This is a genomic window from Micromonospora sp. U56 (assembly GCF_018070095.1).
In the GTDB taxonomy this organism is placed as follows: Bacteria; Actinomycetota; Actinomycetes; order Mycobacteriales; family Micromonosporaceae; genus Micromonospora; species Micromonospora purpureochromogenes.
The window spans coordinates 1-16,011 of the sequence record NZ_JAGPYL010000078.1 but is presented as its reverse complement, the minus strand read 5'-3'; the positions used below and the strand labels follow the sequence as shown (position 1 = coordinate 16,011).

Below are 16,011 nucleotides of genomic sequence, written 5' to 3'. Positions count from 1 at the left end.
ATGCCCACCGACGTGTACCTGTACGACGCCGTACGCACCCCCTTCGGGAGGTACGGCGGTGCGCTGGCCGGTGTGCGCCCGGACGACCTGGCGGCGCACGTGCTGCGGACGCTGGTCGAACGGGCGCCCGCGCTGGAACCGGACCGCGTCGACGAGATCGTGCTGGGCAACGCCAACGGCGCCGGGGAGGACAACCGCAACGTCGCCCGGATGGCCGGCCTGCTGGCCGGCCTGCCGACGTCGGTACCGGCCACGACGGTGAACCGACTCTGCGGCTCCAGCCTGGACGCCGCCATCGTCGCCTCCCGGCAGATCGCCCTCGACGAGGCGGACGTGGTGCTGGTCGGCGGTGTGGAGTCGATGAGCCGGGCGCCCTGGGTGCTGCCCAAGCCGGAGAAGGCGTACCCGGCCGGTGATGCGGCGCTGGTGTCCACCACCCTGGGCTGGCGTCTGGTGAATCCGCGGATGAATCCGGAGTGGACGGTCTCGCTGGGCGAGGCCACCGAGCTGCTCGCGATCCGTGAGCAGGTCGGCCGCGACGCGCAGGACGTCTTCGCGCTGCGCTCGCACCAGGCGGCTGCCCGGGCCTGGGAGACGGGGTTCTACGACGACCTCGTCGTCGGCGTGCCCGGGGTGGACCTCGCCCGCGACGAGTCCATCCGGTCCGACACCAGCCTGGCGAAGCTCGCCGCGCTCACACCGGTGTTCCGCAAGCAGGACGGCACGGTGACCGCCGGGAACTCCTCGCCGCTCAACGACGGCGCGTCCGCAGTCTTGCTGGGCAGCCCGTCCGCCGAGGAGATCGTCGGTCGGTCGCCGCTGGCGCGCATCGCCGGTCGCGGGGCTGCGGCGAACGACCCGCAGTACTTCGGGTTCGCGCCGGTGCAGGCCGCCAACCTGGCGCTCAAGCGGGCCGGCATCGGCTGGGGTGAGGTGGGCGCGGTCGAGCTGAACGAGGCGTTCGCCGCCCAGACCGTGGCGTGCGTCAACGCCTGGGGCGTCGACCCTGACATCGTCAACGCACACGGCGGTGCCATCGCCATCGGTCACCCGTTGGGCGCCTCCGGGACCCGCGTGCTCGGCACGCTCGCCCGCTCGCTGCGGGCTTCGGGCCAGCGGTGGGGGGTCGCCGCGATCTGCATCGGGGTCGGGCAGGCGCTCGCCATGGTCCTCGAGAACCTGGACACCTGAGCCGTGGCCAGCATCCTGGACAACCCGACCGCGGCGGTCGCGGGGATCCCCGACGGCGCCACGGTGATGATCGGCGGATTCGGCACCGCCGGTCAACCGGTCGAGCTCATCGAGGCGCTCCTCGCGTGCGGCGCCACGAATCTCACCGTCGTCAACAACAACGCCGGAAACGGGGACGTGGGCCTGGCGGCGCTGATCCGTGCGGGCCGCGTTCGCAAGATCGTGTGCTCCTTCCCCCGCCAGCGGGACTCCTGGCACTTCGACGAGAAGTACCGGGCCGGTGAGATCGAGCTGGAGCTCGTTCCGCAGGGCAACCTCGCCGAGCGCATCCGCGCCGCCGGCGCCGGCATCGGCGCCTTCTACACCCCCACCGGCTACGGGACCTCCCTGGCCGAGGGCAAGGAGGTCCGGGAGATCGACGGGAGGCACTACGTGCTGGAGTACCCGCTGCGAGCGGACTACGCCCTGGTGAAGGCGCACCGGGCCGACGAGCTGGGCAACCTGGTCTACCGCAAGACCGCCCGCAACTTCGGGCCGATCATGGCGGCGGCCGCGACGACGACGGTCGTGCAGGTCGAGGAGTTGGTGCCGGCCGGTGCGCTCGACCCCGAGGTCATCGTCACGCCGGGCATCTTTGTCGACCGCCTCGTCCGCGTGCCGGCACCCGTGCCGGTGCCCCAGCCGGTCGGAGCGGGTCAGTGACCGGCGGGAGCCGGCGCGGGCTCGGCAAGGACGAGCTCGCCGCCCGCGTCGCGCGCGACATCCCGCACGGAGCCTTCGTGAACCTCGGCATCGGGCTCCCGACCCGGATCAGCAACCACCTCTCCCCAGGCAGCGGCATCGTGCTGCACACGGAGAACGGCATGCTGGGCATGGGGCCCGAGGCGCAGGGGGACGCGATCGACCTCGACCTCATCAACGCCGGCAAGGTACCCGTGACCGAGCTGCACGGCGCCTCGTACTTCCACCACGCCGACTCCTTCGCCATGATGCGCGGCGGCCACCTGGACGTCTGTGTGCTCGGCGCCTATCAGGTGTCGGCCCGCGGTGACCTCGCGAACTGGCACACCGGCCGGTCCGACGACATCCCGGCCGTCGGCGGCGCGATGGACCTCGCCATCGGGGCCAAGCAGACGTTCGTGATGATGGATCTGTTGTCGCGGGACGGGGTTCCGAAGCTGGTTCCCGAGTGCACCTACCCACTGACCGGTGTGAGGTGCGTCAGCCGCGTCTACACCGACCTCGCGGTGTTCCTCATCGAGGACGAGGGCGTGGCAGTACGGGAGCTGTTCGACTGCACGTTCGACGAGCTGACGCGCCTTCTCGAGGTGCCGCTGCTGGATCGGACCCGCGAGGGAGCCCGATGACCGGCATCTGAACCGCAGCCTTGGACAGACGTCACCCGGCCCAACATGCGCCAACCCGACGATATGGCTCCTCGCGGACGCCGGTCCGTACCGGAAGCTGCGCTAGCCGGCCTGAAAACCATCGAATCGAAGGAGTCGACCATGGCCCTGAACACCCAGACCATGACCGATGAACAGCGCAAGTCGGTCGCCTTGGAATACTTGAAAGCCTTCGACAACGCTGGTGTGACCTCCACCGGGGGCAGCATTCTGGACCTGTTTGCCGATGACGCCCAGGTGTACTTCCCGAAGTGGGGGCTGGCCACCGGAAAGGAACAGATCGGCCGACTGTTCGGCGAGGTGGGTGGCATGATCAAGCAGATCGAGCACCACTACTCCCACTTCAACTGGATCTTCTCGGGAACCGACACCGTGGTCTGCGAGGGCACCAGCCACGGCGAGCACCGGGACGGACCGTGGCGGGCAGGGCTTCCCGAGTGGGGGGCCGGACGCTGGTGCGACGTGTTCGAGATCCGCGACTGGAAGATCCAGCGCGTCTTCATCTACCTCGATCCCGACTACGCCGGGCAGGACACCGCTCGCTACCCCTGGTTGCAGCTCGGGTAACCCGAGCCGGCCCGGCGCGAGCTGACGGCGGATTGCGGTTCGGCGCCTCACGCTCGACACACGGTGATGGGTCCGAGGACCTGCTCGACCTCCTTCTTGCGGCGCGTTATGGGGTGTGCGGGCTGAGGCTCGAATCCCGCTGGCATCGTCCTGAACAGGGTCTCCAGGTTGGTGACCTCTTCGATTCGCCCGAAGATCAATCGGTCCGGGTGCGGAGGCTCCGCGCCAGGGTGGGGATCATCACCGTCGCAGGGACGAGGTGTAGCCCGAGGAGGGCAGTGGTGGTGGCGGTGTTTGCCCCGGAGAGGAGGGGCGGGACCAACGAGATCGCGGTCAGCGACAGTGCGGTCCACACGAATCGCTCGGCGGGGCGAGCGCTCCAACGAAGAAGAGCGACGGCAATGACGATGCCCACGACCGAGAAGAAGCCGGTCACCACGGCGAACCCGGACAACGGGATCGTCTCGCCACCATCGGGGACCTCGAAGTCGACGCCAACGGCCTGGGCAAGCGCAGCGGCGAGGGTGGTGGCCACCATCGCTGCGAGCGTGGCAATGAAGCCGGTGCCGGCGAGTCCGCGGAGTCGGTGGGTGTGGCTGGTCTGGCCCGATGCCGGTCCTGCGACGACCCCGGTGTCATTCATGCTGTTCATGTCGTCCCTCCATCATTCGGTAACTGGCGTACGGGGCGTGTTGGCAGGTGACGGTCCTGGCCCTGGGGGTGACGATGAGCACCTTCGCCGTGCGACGGCCGGGGTTCCGCAGGGCGCGGACGCCGGTGCCGCGGAGCCAGAACCCGGCGTCGCGTCCGAGGACCGGCCCGGGCTCGCCGTCGCGCAGCTCCAGCTGCACCCGGCCGCGGGTGACGATGCCGAACGCGTCGCACCACTCCGCCGCGACCACCGCGACACGCGCGCCACCGCACAGCGCGAGCGTCCACACCGGACTATTCCGTGCCGTCCGCCGGCAGGCGCTCCGGCAGCCCGAGCCGCGGGAACTGGTCGTCGTGGAACGTGACGATCTCGGTGATCGCCCCGCCGGTGACGCGCAGGACGTCGATCGTCAGCGGCAGGTACGCGCCCTCCCGCTTCCGCCAGTGGTAGAACGCGACGGCGGGCTGCCGGTTCACGGAGGTGGGGACCGCGCGCAGGCCCTTCATGCCCTCGAATCCATCCTCGACCCAGCTGTTCACCACCGCGTCGCGGCCGACGTACAGGCCCGGCGTGGGCGGCATCGAGCAGCGGACGTCGTCCCGCAGCATTGCGGCGAGCCCGTCGACGTCCGTGGCCACGCTCGCGTCGGTGAAGCGGCGCACCAGCTCGCGCGTCTCGGCGTCCTCCTCGCCGCCGGTCCAGTCCTGCCGCTCGGCGGGCAGGTGCTCCCGCATGCCGGCGCGGGCCCGCTGCAGCGCGCTGTTCACGGAGTTGACGGAGTCCCCGAGGAGCTCCGCGACGTCCTTCGCCGGCCAGCCGAGCACGTCCCGCAGGATCAGCACGGCCCGCGGGCGCGGCGCGAGGTGCTGGACTGCGACCAGGTACGCCAGCTCGATCGTCTCCCGCGCGACGGCGACGGTCTCGTCCGCGTCGCCCGCGGGCAGCTCGTCGAGCAGCCGGTCCGGGTAGGGCTGCAGCCACAGCACCTCGCCGCCGGTCGCAGGCTCCGGGCGGCACTTGGCGAGCAGGTCCAGGCAGGCGTTGGTGGCGATCCGGTACAGCCAGGCCCGGAACGTCGACCGCCCCTCGAAGGTCTCCCGCCGCCGCCAGGCACGGAGGAACGTCTCCTGCACGGCGTCCTCGGCATCCTCGAACGACCCGAGCATCCGGTAGCAGTGCACGTGCAGCTCCCGCCGGTGCCGCTCCGCAAGCCCCGAGAACGCCGGCTCGTCGACCTCGCCCAGACCGCTCCCGCCCAGCTCCTCCAGCCGCATGTCCGCACTCATCACGTCATCCTTCCGTCTCGTCGTGTCCCGTCGTAGGTGTGACGGGTGCGGGCGCGACAACTCATCACTAGGGTCGGTCGGCATGGCTGAGCGCTTTTCCTCCTTGGTAGGTCGGGTTTTCGACGTGGTGGAGAACGAGGATGGCCTGCACCATTGGGGTCGTCCGGGAGGGGCTGCAGGGCAGCTTGGTCAGGATTTCCAGGTCTTGAGGGTGGCGACGCGGCGCGTTCGCCGCAGCAGCAGATCCGGGCATGGGCCTTGTTCACGGCCTTCTGCCGGCGCGACAGCTTCGGCCGGTAGCGGCTAGCCCATCAGCCCTCAGGATCGCCTCCGAATCACGGTGCCCTACTGAGCCGGTAACTGCTGTGTGGTCCCGGCTCGACTGTTGATGAATACAGGAGCCGGGCATGCATGCCCATGGGAAAAGGGCCATCACGGGGACAGGTGCCTCAAGGCGTCCCTCCGGGGGGCGTTGTCCGTGATGGCCGTGGGCGCGGTGCTCGGCTGCTCGCCTCGGTCCGGACAACCGGCTGCGGCGCCCTCGCCCTCTGCGTCAACGCAGCCCTCCGCGAGCCCGTCCACGACTTAGGTGTGCCTTATCGCGCACTGTACTTTGTGGCCGTTGCCGAATGGGCATTGCCTGGTGTAATGCCTTGACTCGTCACTGAGGTCCAGGTCCGGTTTGCCGAGCCGGCGTACGGATCGCTACGCGGACTGCGTCACGCACGTCACCGACGCCATGAGCGTATGCGGCGTCAGACGGCACCCCCACCGTCGTCGTCAACGGCGGCCAACCGCGCAGACCCTGGCCGCCGCCGTCGACCAGGTCTGAGGGCCGTAATCGCAAAGGCCGGAGCGACAGGATCGCCCCAGTCGGTACGGAACCTGCCGGGATCCCATCGGTCCTGCCGGATCGGTACATCTCGGCCCGAAGGTTACGCACGATCGTAGGGGAGTGGGTGCGAATCACGTCCTCCGGTTGCACCGCACCGCCGTGCGTACGAACGTGGTCGTGAGGGTCACGGGTGAGGAATGAGGCGGATGGCGGGCACGAGCGAGCACGCGAGTCGGGCATTGCTGGCAGTCGGTGGGCTGGTACGGCGGGCGGAGGTCTCCCCCGACGGTCGGGCCCTCTACCAGATCGGCGGCCGGGAGGCGGACGCCTTCTACCGGGACCGCTGGTCGTACGACAAGGTGGTGCGCTCCACGCACGGGGTGAACTGCACCGGGTCGTGCTCGTGGAAGGTGTACGTCCGCGACGGCATCATCACCTGGGAGCAGCAGCAGACCGACTACCCGAGCGTCGGTCCGGACCGTCCGGAGTACGAGCCGCGCGGCTGCCCCCGCGGCGCCGCCTTCTCCTGGTACACCTACTCGCCGACCCGGGTCCGGTATCCGTACGCCCGTGGCGTACTGGTCGACATGTACCGGGAGGCGAAGCGGCGGCTCGGCGATCCGGTCGCCGCCTGGGCCGACATCCAGGCCGACCCGGAACGGCGCCGCCGTTACCAGAAGGCCCGAGGCAAGGGCGGCCTGGTGCGGGTCAGCTGGGACGAGGCCCAGGAGATCATCGCCGCCGCGCACGTGCACGCCATCAAGGAGTACGGCCCGGACCGGGTGGCCGGCTTCTCGCCAATTCCGGCGATGAGCATGGTGTCGCACGCGGTCGGTGCCCGGTTTCTGTCGCTGATCGGCGGCTCGATGCTGTCGTTCTACGACTGGTACGCCGACCTGCCGGTCGCCTCCCCGCAGGTGTTCGGCGACCAGACCGACGTGCCCGAGTCCGGGGACTGGTGGGACGCCTCCTACCTGATGATGTGGGGTTCGAACGTCCCGGTCACCCGCACCCCGGACGCGCACTGGATGGTCGAGGCCCGCTACCGCGGCCAGAAGGTCGTGGTGGTGTCGCCGGACTACGCCGACAACGTCAAGTTCGCCGACGACTGGCTGCCGGCCCAGCCGGGCACCGACGGAGCCCTGGCGATGGCGATGGGCCACGTCGTGCTCAAGGAGTTCTTCGTCGACAGGACCACACCGCGGTTCGTCGACTACGTCTCCCGGTACACCGACCTGCCGTACCTGGTCAGCCTGGAGCCGGCCGACGGTGGCGGCTACCGCCCCGGGAAATTTCTGACCGCCGCCGACCTGGGGGAGAGCGACAGCGAGGCGGCCTTCCGGCCGGTGCTGTGGGACTCTGCCGCGGACGCCCCGGCGGTCCCGAACGGCTCGCTGGGCCACCGCTACGGCCAGGCCGGCGTCGGTAGGTGGAACCTGGACCTCGGCGAGGTCGTGCCCCGGCTCAGCTGCGCGGGCGGCGAGGCGGTGGAGGTGATGCTGCCGCGGTTCGACAACGACGTGCCCGCGGTGATGCACCGCGGCGTGCCGACCACGCGGGTGGGCGGGCGGCTGGTCACCACCGTGTTCGACCTGATGCTCGCCCAGTACGGCGTCGCCCGTCCCGGACTGCCCGGGGTGTGGCCAACCGGGTACGACGATCCGGCCGAGCCGTACACCCCGGCATGGCAGGAGCCGATCACCGGCGTACCGGCGGCTGCGGTCGCCCGGATCGGGCGGGAGTTCGCCGACAACGCGGAACGTTCCGGCGGGCGCTCGATGATCCTGATGGGCGCCGGCACTAACCACTGGTTCCACTCCGACACCACCTACCGGGCGATGCTGGCGCTGACGACGCTGACCGGCTGTCAGGGGGTCAACGGCGGCGGCTGGGCGCACTACGTCGGGCAGGAGAAGTGCCGGCCGGTCACCGGGTGGGCGCATCTGGCGTTCGGCCTGGACTGGGCGCGCCCGCCGCGGCAGATGATCGGCACCGCCTACTGGTACACCCACACCGACCAATGGCGCTACGACCAGTACAACGCCGACGTCCTCGCCTCCCCCCTCGGCCAAGGCCGCTTCGCCGGCAAGCACACCGCCGACCTGCTGGCCCAGTCGGCCCGGCTGGGCTGGATGCCGTCCATGCCGACCTTCGACCGCAACCCGCTCGACGTCGCCGACGAGGCCCTCGCCGCATTGCCCGACAACCCGGCGCAGTACGTCGCCGAGGCGCTGGTCGACGGACGGCTTCGCTTCGCCTGCACCGACCCGGACGCGCCCGAGAACTGGCCACGGGTGCTGACCGTGTGGCGGGCCAACCTGCTCGGCTCGTCGGGTAAGGGAAACGAGTACTTCCTGCGCCACCTGCTCGGCACCGACGCAAACCTCCGCGCCACCGAAGCGCAGGGGAAGAAACGCCCACAGGACGTGGTGTGGCGCGACCAGGCCCCCGAGGGCAAGCTCGACCTGCTGCTGAGCCTCGATTTCCGGATGACCTCCACCACGCTGTTCTCCGACATCGTGCTGCCGGCGGCCACCTGGTACGAGAAGCACGATCTCAACACCACCGACATGCACCCGTTCGTGAACGCGTTCACGCCGGCGATCAATCCGCCGTGGCAGACCCGCACCGACTTCACCGCCTTCCACGGCATCGCCAAGGCGTTCTCGGCCCTCGCCGGCCCGCACCTCGGCGTCCGCCAGGATCTCGTCGCTGCCCCGCTGCTGCACGACACCCCGGACGCCATGGCCACACCGGGCGGGGTGGTGCGCGACTGGAAGACCGGCGACGTCCCCGCGGTACCGGGCAGGACGATGCCGAAGTTCATCGTCGTGGAACGCGACTACGGCGCCATCGCGGACAAGATGGCCGCCCTCGGCCCGCTGCTCGACCGCCTCGGCACCACCACCAAGGCCGTCACGGTCGACGTCACCCGAGAGATCGACTACCTGCGCAAGGTCAACGGTGTCGTGCGCGGCGGACCGACGGACGGTCGACCCCGGCTGGACACCGACATCCGGGCCTGCGAGGCCATCCTGGCGCTGTCCGGCACCACCAACGGCCGCGTCGCCACCGAAGGCTTCCGTTTCCTGGAACGCCGTACCGGCCAGCAGCTGGTGGACATGTCCGCCGAGTACGAGGGCAAGAAAATCACCTTTCCCGACGCTCAGTCCCGCCCGGTGCCGGTGATCACCAGTCCGGAGTGGTCGGGTAGCGAGCACGGCGGTCGCCGGTACTCGGCGTTCACCATCAACATCGAACGGCTCAAGCCCTGGCACACGCTCACCGGGCGCCAGCACTTCTTCCTCGATCACGACTGGATACAGGAGCTCGGCGAGGAGTTGCCGATCTTTCGGCCACCGCTGGACATGCACAAGCTCTTCGGCGAGCCCCGGCTCGGGCGTAACGGCGAGCTCGAACTCACCGTGCGCTACCTGACACCGCACTCGAAGTGGTCCATCCACTCCGAGTACCAGGACAACCTGATCCTGCTGACGCTGTCCCGGGGTGGGCCGACCATGTGGATGAGCGAGGTTGACGCGGCGAAGATCGGTGTGCGGGACAACGACTGGATCGAGGCGGTCAACCGCAATGGCGTCGTGGTCTGCCGGGCCGTGGTGAGCCACAAGATGCCCGAGGGCACCGTCTACATGTACCACGCGCAGGAGCGGGTGATCGACGTGCCGAAGGCCGAGGTCAACGGCCGGCGCGGCGGGATACACAACTCGCTGACCCGACTGCTCATCAAACCGAGCCACCTCATCGGTGGGTACGCCCAGTTGTCGTTCGCGTTCAACTACCTCGGTCCGACGGGCAACCAGCGTGACGAGGTCACGGTGATCCGCCGCCGCTCGCAGGAGGTGCAGTACTGATGCCGCCGAGCGACTTTCGAGGAGCGAGTCGATGCGCGTGATGGCCCAGATGGCGATGGTGATGAACCTCGACAAGTGCATCGGCTGCCACACCTGCTCCGTTACCTGCAAGCAGGCGTGGACCAACCGGTCCGGGGTCGAGTATGTCTGGTTCAACAACGTGGAGACCCGGCCCGGCCAGGGCTACCCGCGTACCTACGAGGACCAGCAGCAGTGGCAGGGCGGCTGGGTGCGGACCCGGACCGGTCGGCTCAAGCCGCGCTCGGGTGGCCGGGTGAAGAAGTTGTTCAGCATCTTCGCCAACCCGAAGCTGCCATCGATGCAGGACTACTACGAGCCGTGGACGTACGACTACGAGCACCTGATCAACGCGCCGGCCGGCGACGACATCCCGGTGGCTCGGCCGAAGTCGCTACTGACCGGGCAGGACACGAAGATCACCTGGAGTGCCAACTGGGACGACTCGCTGGCCGGCGGCAGCGAGATCGCCGCCGGGGACCCGGTGCTGGCGAAGGTCTCCGACCAGGTGAGGCAGGAGTTCGAGAAGACCTTCATGTTCTTCCTGCCCCGCATCTGCGAGCACTGCCTCAACCCGTCCTGCGCCGCCTCCTGCCCGTCCGGTGCGATCTACAAGCGGACCGAGGACGGCATCGTCCTGGTCGATCAGGACCGCTGCCGGGGCTGGCGGATGTGTGTCACCGGCTGCCCCTACAAGAAGGTGTACTTCAACCACCGCACCGGCAAGGCGGAGAAGTGCACGTTCTGCTTCCCGCGCATCGAGATCGGCCAGCCGACCATCTGCTCCGAGACGTGCGTCGGCCGGCTGCGCTACCTCGGGCTGATGCTCTACGACCACGACCGGGTGGCCACGGCCGCGGCAGCCGAGGACGAGCGGGATCTCTACGAGGCCCAGCGCTCCGTGTTCCTCGACCCGCACGACCCCGCGGTGGTTGCCGCGGCCCGGCAGGCGGACATCCCCGACGACTGGATCGACGCGGCGCAGCGCTCCCCGGTCTGGGACCTGATCATGACGTACGAGGTAGCCCTGCCACTGCACCCGGAGTACCGCACCATGCCGATGGTCTGGTACATCCCGCCACTGTCGCCGGTGGTGGACGTACTACGCGACACCGGCCACGACGGCGAGGCCGCCGGCAACCTCTTCGGCGCCGTCGACGCCCTCCGCATCCCCGTCGACTACCTGGCCGAACTGTTCACCGCCGGCGACCCGGAGCCGGTACGGGCAGTGCTCAACCGACTCGCCGCGATGCGCGCCTACCAACGGCAGGCAAACCTCGGCGAACAGCCTGACGAATCCATCCCGGCTGCCGTCGGCATGACCGGCGAGCAGGTGGACGACATGTACCAACTCCTCGCCATCGCCAAGTACGAGCAGCGCTACGTCATCCCCGCCGCGCACGCCGAGGACGCGCACCGGCTGGAAGGGATCGCCGCCGAGTGCAGCCTGGACTACGAGGGCGGCCCCGGGATGGGCGGCGGCGGCCCCTACAACCACGGCCCCTTCGGGGAGTCCTCCGGCACGCCAATACCGATCCAGGTGGAATCCTTCCACGCGATGCGCAGCCGGCAGACCGCTGACACCTTCACCGACCCTGGCGACGAACCTCGCCGGGTCAACCTGCTCAACTGGGACGGCAAGAGCATCCCGGAGGGCCTCTTCCCCCCGAAGAAAGACCCGGCCGCCGAGGGCGGCGACGTGACCGGCCCCGGCGTGATCGACACCGAGGGGGGCGAGCGATGAGCACGGAACCGATCTGGCGTCCCGTCGCCGCCCGCGCCGCCTCGCTGCTGCTGCGCTACCCCGACGACGAGGTTCTCTCCGCACTGCCCACCATCCGGGCCGCCCTCGACGGGCTCCCCGCCGAGGTGGCCGGGCCGCTACGGCATGTCACCGCCCACCGGGAGTCGACCACGCCCGGCGAGCTACGCGCCGCCTACGTTCAGCTGTTCGACTTCCGGCGGCGCTGCTGCCTGCACCTGAGCTACTACACCTGCGGCGATACCCGCAAGCGTGGCGAGGCGCTCGTCGGATACGCCTCCGCCTACCGGACGGCCGGCCTGGCGGTGGTCGACGGCGAGCTGCCCGACTACCTGCCCGCGGTGCTCGACCTGGCCGCCGCCGACGACGCCGGATGGCGACTGCTGCGCGACAACCGCGTCGGCCTCGACCTGCTCACCGAGGCGCTGGCCAGGGAGGAGTCTGTGTACCGGCAGGCGATCGAGGCCGTCCGAGCGATGCTTCCCGCCGCGCGCCCCGCCGACCTGGCCGCAGCGGTCCGGTTGGTCCGCACCGGCCCGCCGGTCGAGCAGGTCGGCCTGGAACCGTACGGACTCGTCGACCCCACCGGAGGGCGCAGGTGAACACCGTGGACGTTCTGCTCTGGGTGGTCTACCCGTACGTCACCGTGGCGATCCTGGTGGGCGGGTTGGTCTGGCGCTACCGGTACGACAAGTTCGGCTGGACCACCCGCTCGTCACAGCTGTACGAGTCCGCGTTGTTGCGCTGGGGCAGCCCGATGTTCCATTTCGGGGTGCTCATGGTGCTGATCGGGCACGTGGGCGGCCTGCTCATCCCCAAGTCGTGGACGGAGGCCGTCGGGATCACCGAGCACACCTACCACCTGATGGCCGTGTTCATCGGCACGATCGCCGGGTTCTGCACACTGATCGGCATGGTGATCCTCATCGCCCGGCGCCGGCTCACCGGTCCGGTGTTCGCCGCCACCACCCGCAATGACAAGGCGATGTATGTGGTCCTCGCTGCCGTCATCGTGCTGGGCCTGTGGACGACGGTACGGGCCAACATCGCCGGCGGTGGCTACGACTACCGCGAGACCGTCTCGCCCTGGTTCCGGTCGCTGTTCTACCTCAGTCCCGACCCGGAGGTCATGGCTGCGGTTCCGATCGGGTTCCAGATCCACGTCATCGCCGCGTTCGCCCTGTTCGCGTTCTGGCCGTTCACCCGCCTCGTGCACGCCTTCAGCGCACCGGTCGGCTACGTCACCCGGCCATACGTGGTCTACCGCAGCCGCGGCGCCCGGCCGGGCCTGCGCCCCAACCGGCCGGGCTGGGAGGGCCCGCCGACGCTGCCGCCCCGCTCCTCGACGGCCCCCCGCCGCCGGGGGTGACGGCAGACGGCCAGACCGGTATGTCACCGATGCCATGCAACGTCGCCGGGACACCGGCTGCACCTGTTGAGGTGGGAGATGATGAGAGCGGGCAGGGCCACGCCGGCGGCGGGCGCGGGCCGCAACCTGGTGCTGGCCACCATCGGGTTCACCGTGAACTTCTGGGCCTGGGCGCTGCTCGGTCCGCTCGCGCCCGGCGTGAAGGAACGCCTGGGGTTGAGCTTCGCCGCCCAATCACTGCTCGTGGCGGTGCCCATCGTGGTCGGCTCGATCGGCCGGATTCCGGTCGGCGCACTCACCGACCGGTTCGGCGCACGGATCATGTTCCCGGCGGTCTCCCTGGCCACCATCGTGCCCGTGCTGACCCTGTCGGTGGTGTCGTCCTACCCCGCGCTGATCATCACCGGGCTCTTCCTCGGCATCGGCGGCACCGCCTTCGCCGTCGGCGTTCCCCTCGTCTCCGGCTGGTACCCGCCCGCCCGGCGTGGCTTCGCCATCGGCGTGTTCGGCGCCGGCATGGGCGGCACCGCGATCGCCAACTTCACCACCGTCAAGCTGGCCGACACCTACGGCGAGGACACCCCCTTCCTGCTCGTCGCCGCCATCCTCGCCGGCTACGCCGTCGTGGCGTTCCTGCTCATCCGCGACGAGCCGAACCGACAGCGGGCCGCCGGCTCCGCGTGGGCGCGTACCGCCGACGTCGGACGGCTCGCGGTGACCTGGCAGCTGTGCTTCCTGTACGCGGTCGGCTTCGGCGGCTTCGTCGCCTTCAGCGTCTACCTACCCGCGTACCTGCGCACGGCCTACGAGCTGACCGCCAATGACGCCGCGCTGCGCACCGCCGGCTTCGTCATCCTCGCCGTCGTCGCCCGACCCACCGGCGGCTGGCTGTCCGACCGCCTCCAGCCGGTACCCGTGCTGGTCTGGTGCTTCGCCGGCACCGCCGTGTTCGCCGTCATCCAGGCGTTCCAGCCCCCGCTCATGCCGGTCTCCACGGTCGCCTTCCTCGGCATGGCCGCCCTGCTCGGCGCCGCCAGCGGCGCCGTGTTCGCCCTCGTGGGCACGGTGACGCCCGCCGACAAGGTCGGAACCGTCACCGGCGTCGTCGGCGCCGCCGGCGGCCTCGGCGGCTTCGTCCCCCCACTGGTCATGGGCTGGGTGTACGGCGTCGAAGGCTCCTACGCCATCGGCCTGATGCTGCTGTCCGACGTCGCCCTCGCGGCGGCCGTCTACACCGCCGTCAGGATGAGCGGCCTCACCCGCCGCCCCGCCGCCGCGTCACCGCCTCAATGAGTCGCCATGGACACGACGCCGCTGACCACGCTCATCGTCCCGGCTGTCAAACCGCGGGAAGCGTCAAGAATCCTCCAGGTACCTGCACACGTCCTCTGCGGCCGCCTCGCCGCTGGCGATGCAGGCCGCAATGCCGACGCCGTCGTATGCGGCACCCGCGAGGGCGAGACCGGGTGGCAGGCCGGCCCGGGCGGACGCGATCCGCTCTCGATGCCTGACGGCGTACTGCGGAAGCGCGCCGTCCCACCGCTGCACCCAGGACGCGATCGGCGGCGGCAGACTCGAACCGAGGAGGGCACCCAGCTCGGCATGCGCCTGGGCGGCCAGGACGGCGTCATCGCGGTGCAGGCGCTCCTCTTCGCCGGCGTGGCCGAGCGAGGTCCGAATGATCATCGGCCCGCCTTCTCGGCCCAGATGGGTCCACTTACGGGTGACGAACGTCGCCGCCTTGACAAGGGTTCGCTCGGTCGCCGGGATCAGAAAACCGGACAGCTCCGGCAGCGGGGTGTCGCTCGGCAGCGCCATCGCGACCAGCGCGACGCTCGCATAGGTGAGATCACCGACCGCAGCCGAGCCGGAGGGGTCCCGGGCGCTCGCCAGCAGTCGCGACGCGGACGCGGCAGGCACGGCCAGCACCACCGCGTCCACGTCGTCGACCTCCGGGGCCGCCGCCGGGCCGAGCGTGGCGCGCCATCCATGCGTCGTACGCGCCAGGTGGCGCATCGGCAGCCCGAGGCTGATCCGGGCACCGCTCGCCACCGCGGCCGCCCTGACCAACCGGCTCAGCCCGCCCTCGACGGTCGCGAACACCGGTCGCCCCGGCACCCGCACGCTGGCGGCCTGAGCGGCCCGAACCGCGCCGGCCAGGGTGTGCTCGGCTCGCGCCGCCGAGGCCAACGCCGGCATGGTCGCATCGAGCGAGAGCTGGTCGGCGCGGCCCGCGTACACGCCGCCCAGCAGCGGGTCGACCTGCCGCTCCACGACCTCGTCGCCGTAGCGGGCGCGGACCAGCGCACCCACCGTGACGTCCTCGTCCGCGGCGAGCAGCGGGGCACCGGTATCGCGGTCATCGCCGGCGGACTCCCGCGGAATGCCCATCAGCGTGCCGGGCGGGATGGGTTCGAGGCGCCCGCCGACGGCGAGGGCGGCCTGGCCCGCCGACGGGTGCACGAGCTGGTCGCCCAGGCCCAGCCGCCGGGCGAACCGTACCGCCGCGGACTCCGTCCCGTCGGGCGCCCCGACGAGGAACGACTCGGCGCCGCGCTCCACGATCGCGCCGGCCAGCTCGCCGGTGCGCAGCTTGCCGCCGAGCACGCCACTGCCCTCGTACACAACGATCTCAGTGTCCCGCGCCGCCCGGTCACGGATCCGCACCGCGGCAGCCAGCCCGGAAATCCCGCCACCGATGACCGCAACCCGCCTTCGCATGCCGTCAACAGTTTCAGACAGCCCGGCCCACGGCCCGTCCGGGTCCGTCCGCTGTGAGCTTCACCAGGCACCACTGGTTCGGGCCTAAAGGCCAAGGCCATGAAGTTAGGGCGTTGGGCCTGATGTCAAGGGCTGTTTGAGCATGATGGAGGGTGCTGGTAAAGAGGCAGCGGGACTCCGGTAGAACGGCTTGTCGACCAAGACCAGCCAGCTACGAGGGAGTCCCGCTGTCGGAGCATTCTGTCATCACCCGGGTGATCACGGTGGCGAAGGGCGTGTTCGCGCCGGGCCATCTCGGGGAACTCACCCGGATCGTGCCGTTCGAGATGGTC

13 protein-coding genes and 1 pseudogene are annotated in these 16,011 nt (G+C 70.2%); 9 read left to right on the top strand and 5 right to left on the bottom strand.

Annotation, left to right across the window (positions count from 1 at the left end; genetic code table 11):
* From KBX37_RS23235 to KBX37_RS23220, 4 genes are all read left to right on the top strand, one after another.
* Complete coding sequence (locus KBX37_RS23235; RefSeq protein WP_210778031.1) at positions 1-1,191, top strand: thiolase family protein; 1,191 nt, start codon at positions 1-3, stop codon at positions 1,189-1,191.
* Positions 1,192-1,194: 3 nt separating this feature from the next.
* A complete protein-coding gene (locus KBX37_RS23230) occupies positions 1,195-1,893 on the top strand; it encodes a 3-oxoacid CoA-transferase subunit A (RefSeq protein WP_307849170.1) in 699 nt (232 codons plus the stop codon).
* Positions 1,890-2,558, top strand: coding sequence for a 3-oxoacid CoA-transferase subunit B (locus KBX37_RS23225; RefSeq protein ID WP_210778030.1), 669 nt, complete (start codon positions 1,890-1,892; stop codon positions 2,556-2,558). Before KBX37_RS23230 ends, KBX37_RS23225 begins: the two co-directional genes overlap by 4 nt.
* Positions 2,559-2,699: 141 nt before the next feature.
* The gene (locus KBX37_RS23220) at positions 2,700-3,164 is read left to right on the top strand and encodes a nuclear transport factor 2 family protein (protein WP_210778029.1); all 465 of its coding nucleotides are present in this window, start codon (positions 2,700-2,702) and stop codon (positions 3,162-3,164) included.
* A 196-nt stretch (positions 3,165-3,360) separates the two neighbouring features.
* On the opposite strand, the gene KBX37_RS23215 is transcribed toward KBX37_RS23220, so the two are convergent.
* The 4 genes and pseudogenes from KBX37_RS23215 to KBX37_RS23200 all read right to left on the bottom strand — a co-directional run.
* Positions 3,361-3,816, bottom strand: a complete 456-nt coding sequence (locus KBX37_RS23215; RefSeq protein ID WP_210778028.1) for a DUF6069 family protein — start codon at positions 3,814-3,816, stop codon at positions 3,361-3,363.
* Complete coding sequence (locus tag KBX37_RS23210; RefSeq protein ID WP_210778027.1) at positions 3,800-4,105, bottom strand: hypothetical protein; 306 nt, start codon at positions 4,103-4,105, stop codon at positions 3,800-3,802. Before KBX37_RS23210 ends, KBX37_RS23215 begins: the two co-directional genes overlap by 17 nt.
* Before the next feature lie 4 nt (positions 4,106-4,109).
* Positions 4,110-5,102: an RNA polymerase subunit sigma-70 gene (locus KBX37_RS23205; RefSeq protein ID WP_210778026.1), complete on the bottom strand. Its 993-nt coding sequence runs from the start codon at positions 5,100-5,102 to the stop codon at positions 4,110-4,112.
* 67 nt (positions 5,103-5,169) lie between these two features.
* A pseudogene (locus tag KBX37_RS23200) lies at positions 5,170-5,404 on the bottom strand (transposase family protein); the annotation flags it as partial.
* 739 nt (positions 5,405-6,143) lie between these two features.
* Between KBX37_RS23200 and KBX37_RS23195 the strand changes: the two are divergent.
* The 5 genes from KBX37_RS23195 (at position 6,144) to KBX37_RS23175 (ending at position 14,251) form a co-directional block, all read left to right on the top strand.
* Positions 6,144-9,809, top strand: a complete 3,666-nt coding sequence (locus tag KBX37_RS23195; protein WP_210778025.1) for a nitrate reductase subunit alpha — start codon at positions 6,144-6,146, stop codon at positions 9,807-9,809.
* A gap of 31 nt (positions 9,810-9,840) precedes the next feature.
* On the top strand, positions 9,841-11,571 hold the full coding sequence (narH, locus tag KBX37_RS23190) for a nitrate reductase subunit beta (protein ID WP_210778024.1): 1,731 nt from the start codon (positions 9,841-9,843) through the stop codon (positions 11,569-11,571).
* A complete protein-coding gene (narJ, locus tag KBX37_RS23185) occupies positions 11,568-12,191 on the top strand; it encodes a nitrate reductase molybdenum cofactor assembly chaperone (protein WP_210778023.1) in 624 nt (207 codons plus the stop codon). The genes narH and narJ overlap by 4 nt, the downstream gene beginning before the upstream one ends.
* Positions 12,188-12,958: a respiratory nitrate reductase subunit gamma gene (gene narI / locus KBX37_RS23180; protein ID WP_210778022.1), complete on the top strand. Its 771-nt coding sequence runs from the start codon at positions 12,188-12,190 to the stop codon at positions 12,956-12,958. Before narJ ends, narI begins: the two co-directional genes overlap by 4 nt.
* An 81-nt stretch (positions 12,959-13,039) precedes the next feature.
* On the top strand, positions 13,040-14,251 hold the full coding sequence (locus KBX37_RS23175) for a nitrate/nitrite transporter (RefSeq protein WP_210778021.1): 1,212 nt from the start codon (positions 13,040-13,042) through the stop codon (positions 14,249-14,251).
* Between the two features lie 63 nt (positions 14,252-14,314).
* Here KBX37_RS23175 and hemG read toward each other — a convergent pair whose 3' ends face one another.
* A complete protein-coding gene (gene hemG / locus KBX37_RS23170) occupies positions 14,315-15,679 on the bottom strand; it encodes a protoporphyrinogen oxidase (RefSeq protein WP_210778020.1) in 1,365 nt (454 codons plus the stop codon).
* Positions 15,680-16,011 lie beyond the last annotated feature (332 nt).

What these genes read in the sequence shown, in the direction of transcription:
- KBX37_RS23215 (WP_210778028.1), bottom strand. Translation starts at nt 3,816, where the DNA reads ATGAACAGCATGAATGACACCGGGGTCGTCGCAGGACCGGCATCGGGC.
- KBX37_RS23175 (WP_210778021.1), top strand. Translation starts at nt 13,040, where the DNA reads ATGAGAGCGGGCAGGGCCACGCCGGCGGCGGGCGCGGGCCGCAACCTG.
- KBX37_RS23235 (WP_210778031.1), top strand. Translation starts at nt 1, where the DNA reads ATGCCCACCGACGTGTACCTGTACGACGCCGTACGCACCCCCTTCGGG.
- KBX37_RS23195 (WP_210778025.1), top strand. Translation starts at nt 6,144, where the DNA reads ATGGCGGGCACGAGCGAGCACGCGAGTCGGGCATTGCTGGCAGTCGGT.
- narJ (WP_210778023.1), top strand. Translation starts at nt 11,568, where the DNA reads ATGAGCACGGAACCGATCTGGCGTCCCGTCGCCGCCCGCGCCGCCTCG.
- KBX37_RS23205 (WP_210778026.1), bottom strand. Translation starts at nt 5,102, where the DNA reads ATGAGTGCGGACATGCGGCTGGAGGAGCTGGGCGGGAGCGGTCTGGGC.
- narH (WP_210778024.1), top strand. Translation starts at nt 9,841, where the DNA reads ATGCGCGTGATGGCCCAGATGGCGATGGTGATGAACCTCGACAAGTGC.
- KBX37_RS23220 (WP_210778029.1), top strand. Translation starts at nt 2,700, where the DNA reads ATGGCCCTGAACACCCAGACCATGACCGATGAACAGCGCAAGTCGGTC.
- hemG (WP_210778020.1), bottom strand. Translation starts at nt 15,679, where the DNA reads ATGCGAAGGCGGGTTGCGGTCATCGGTGGCGGGATTTCCGGGCTGGCT.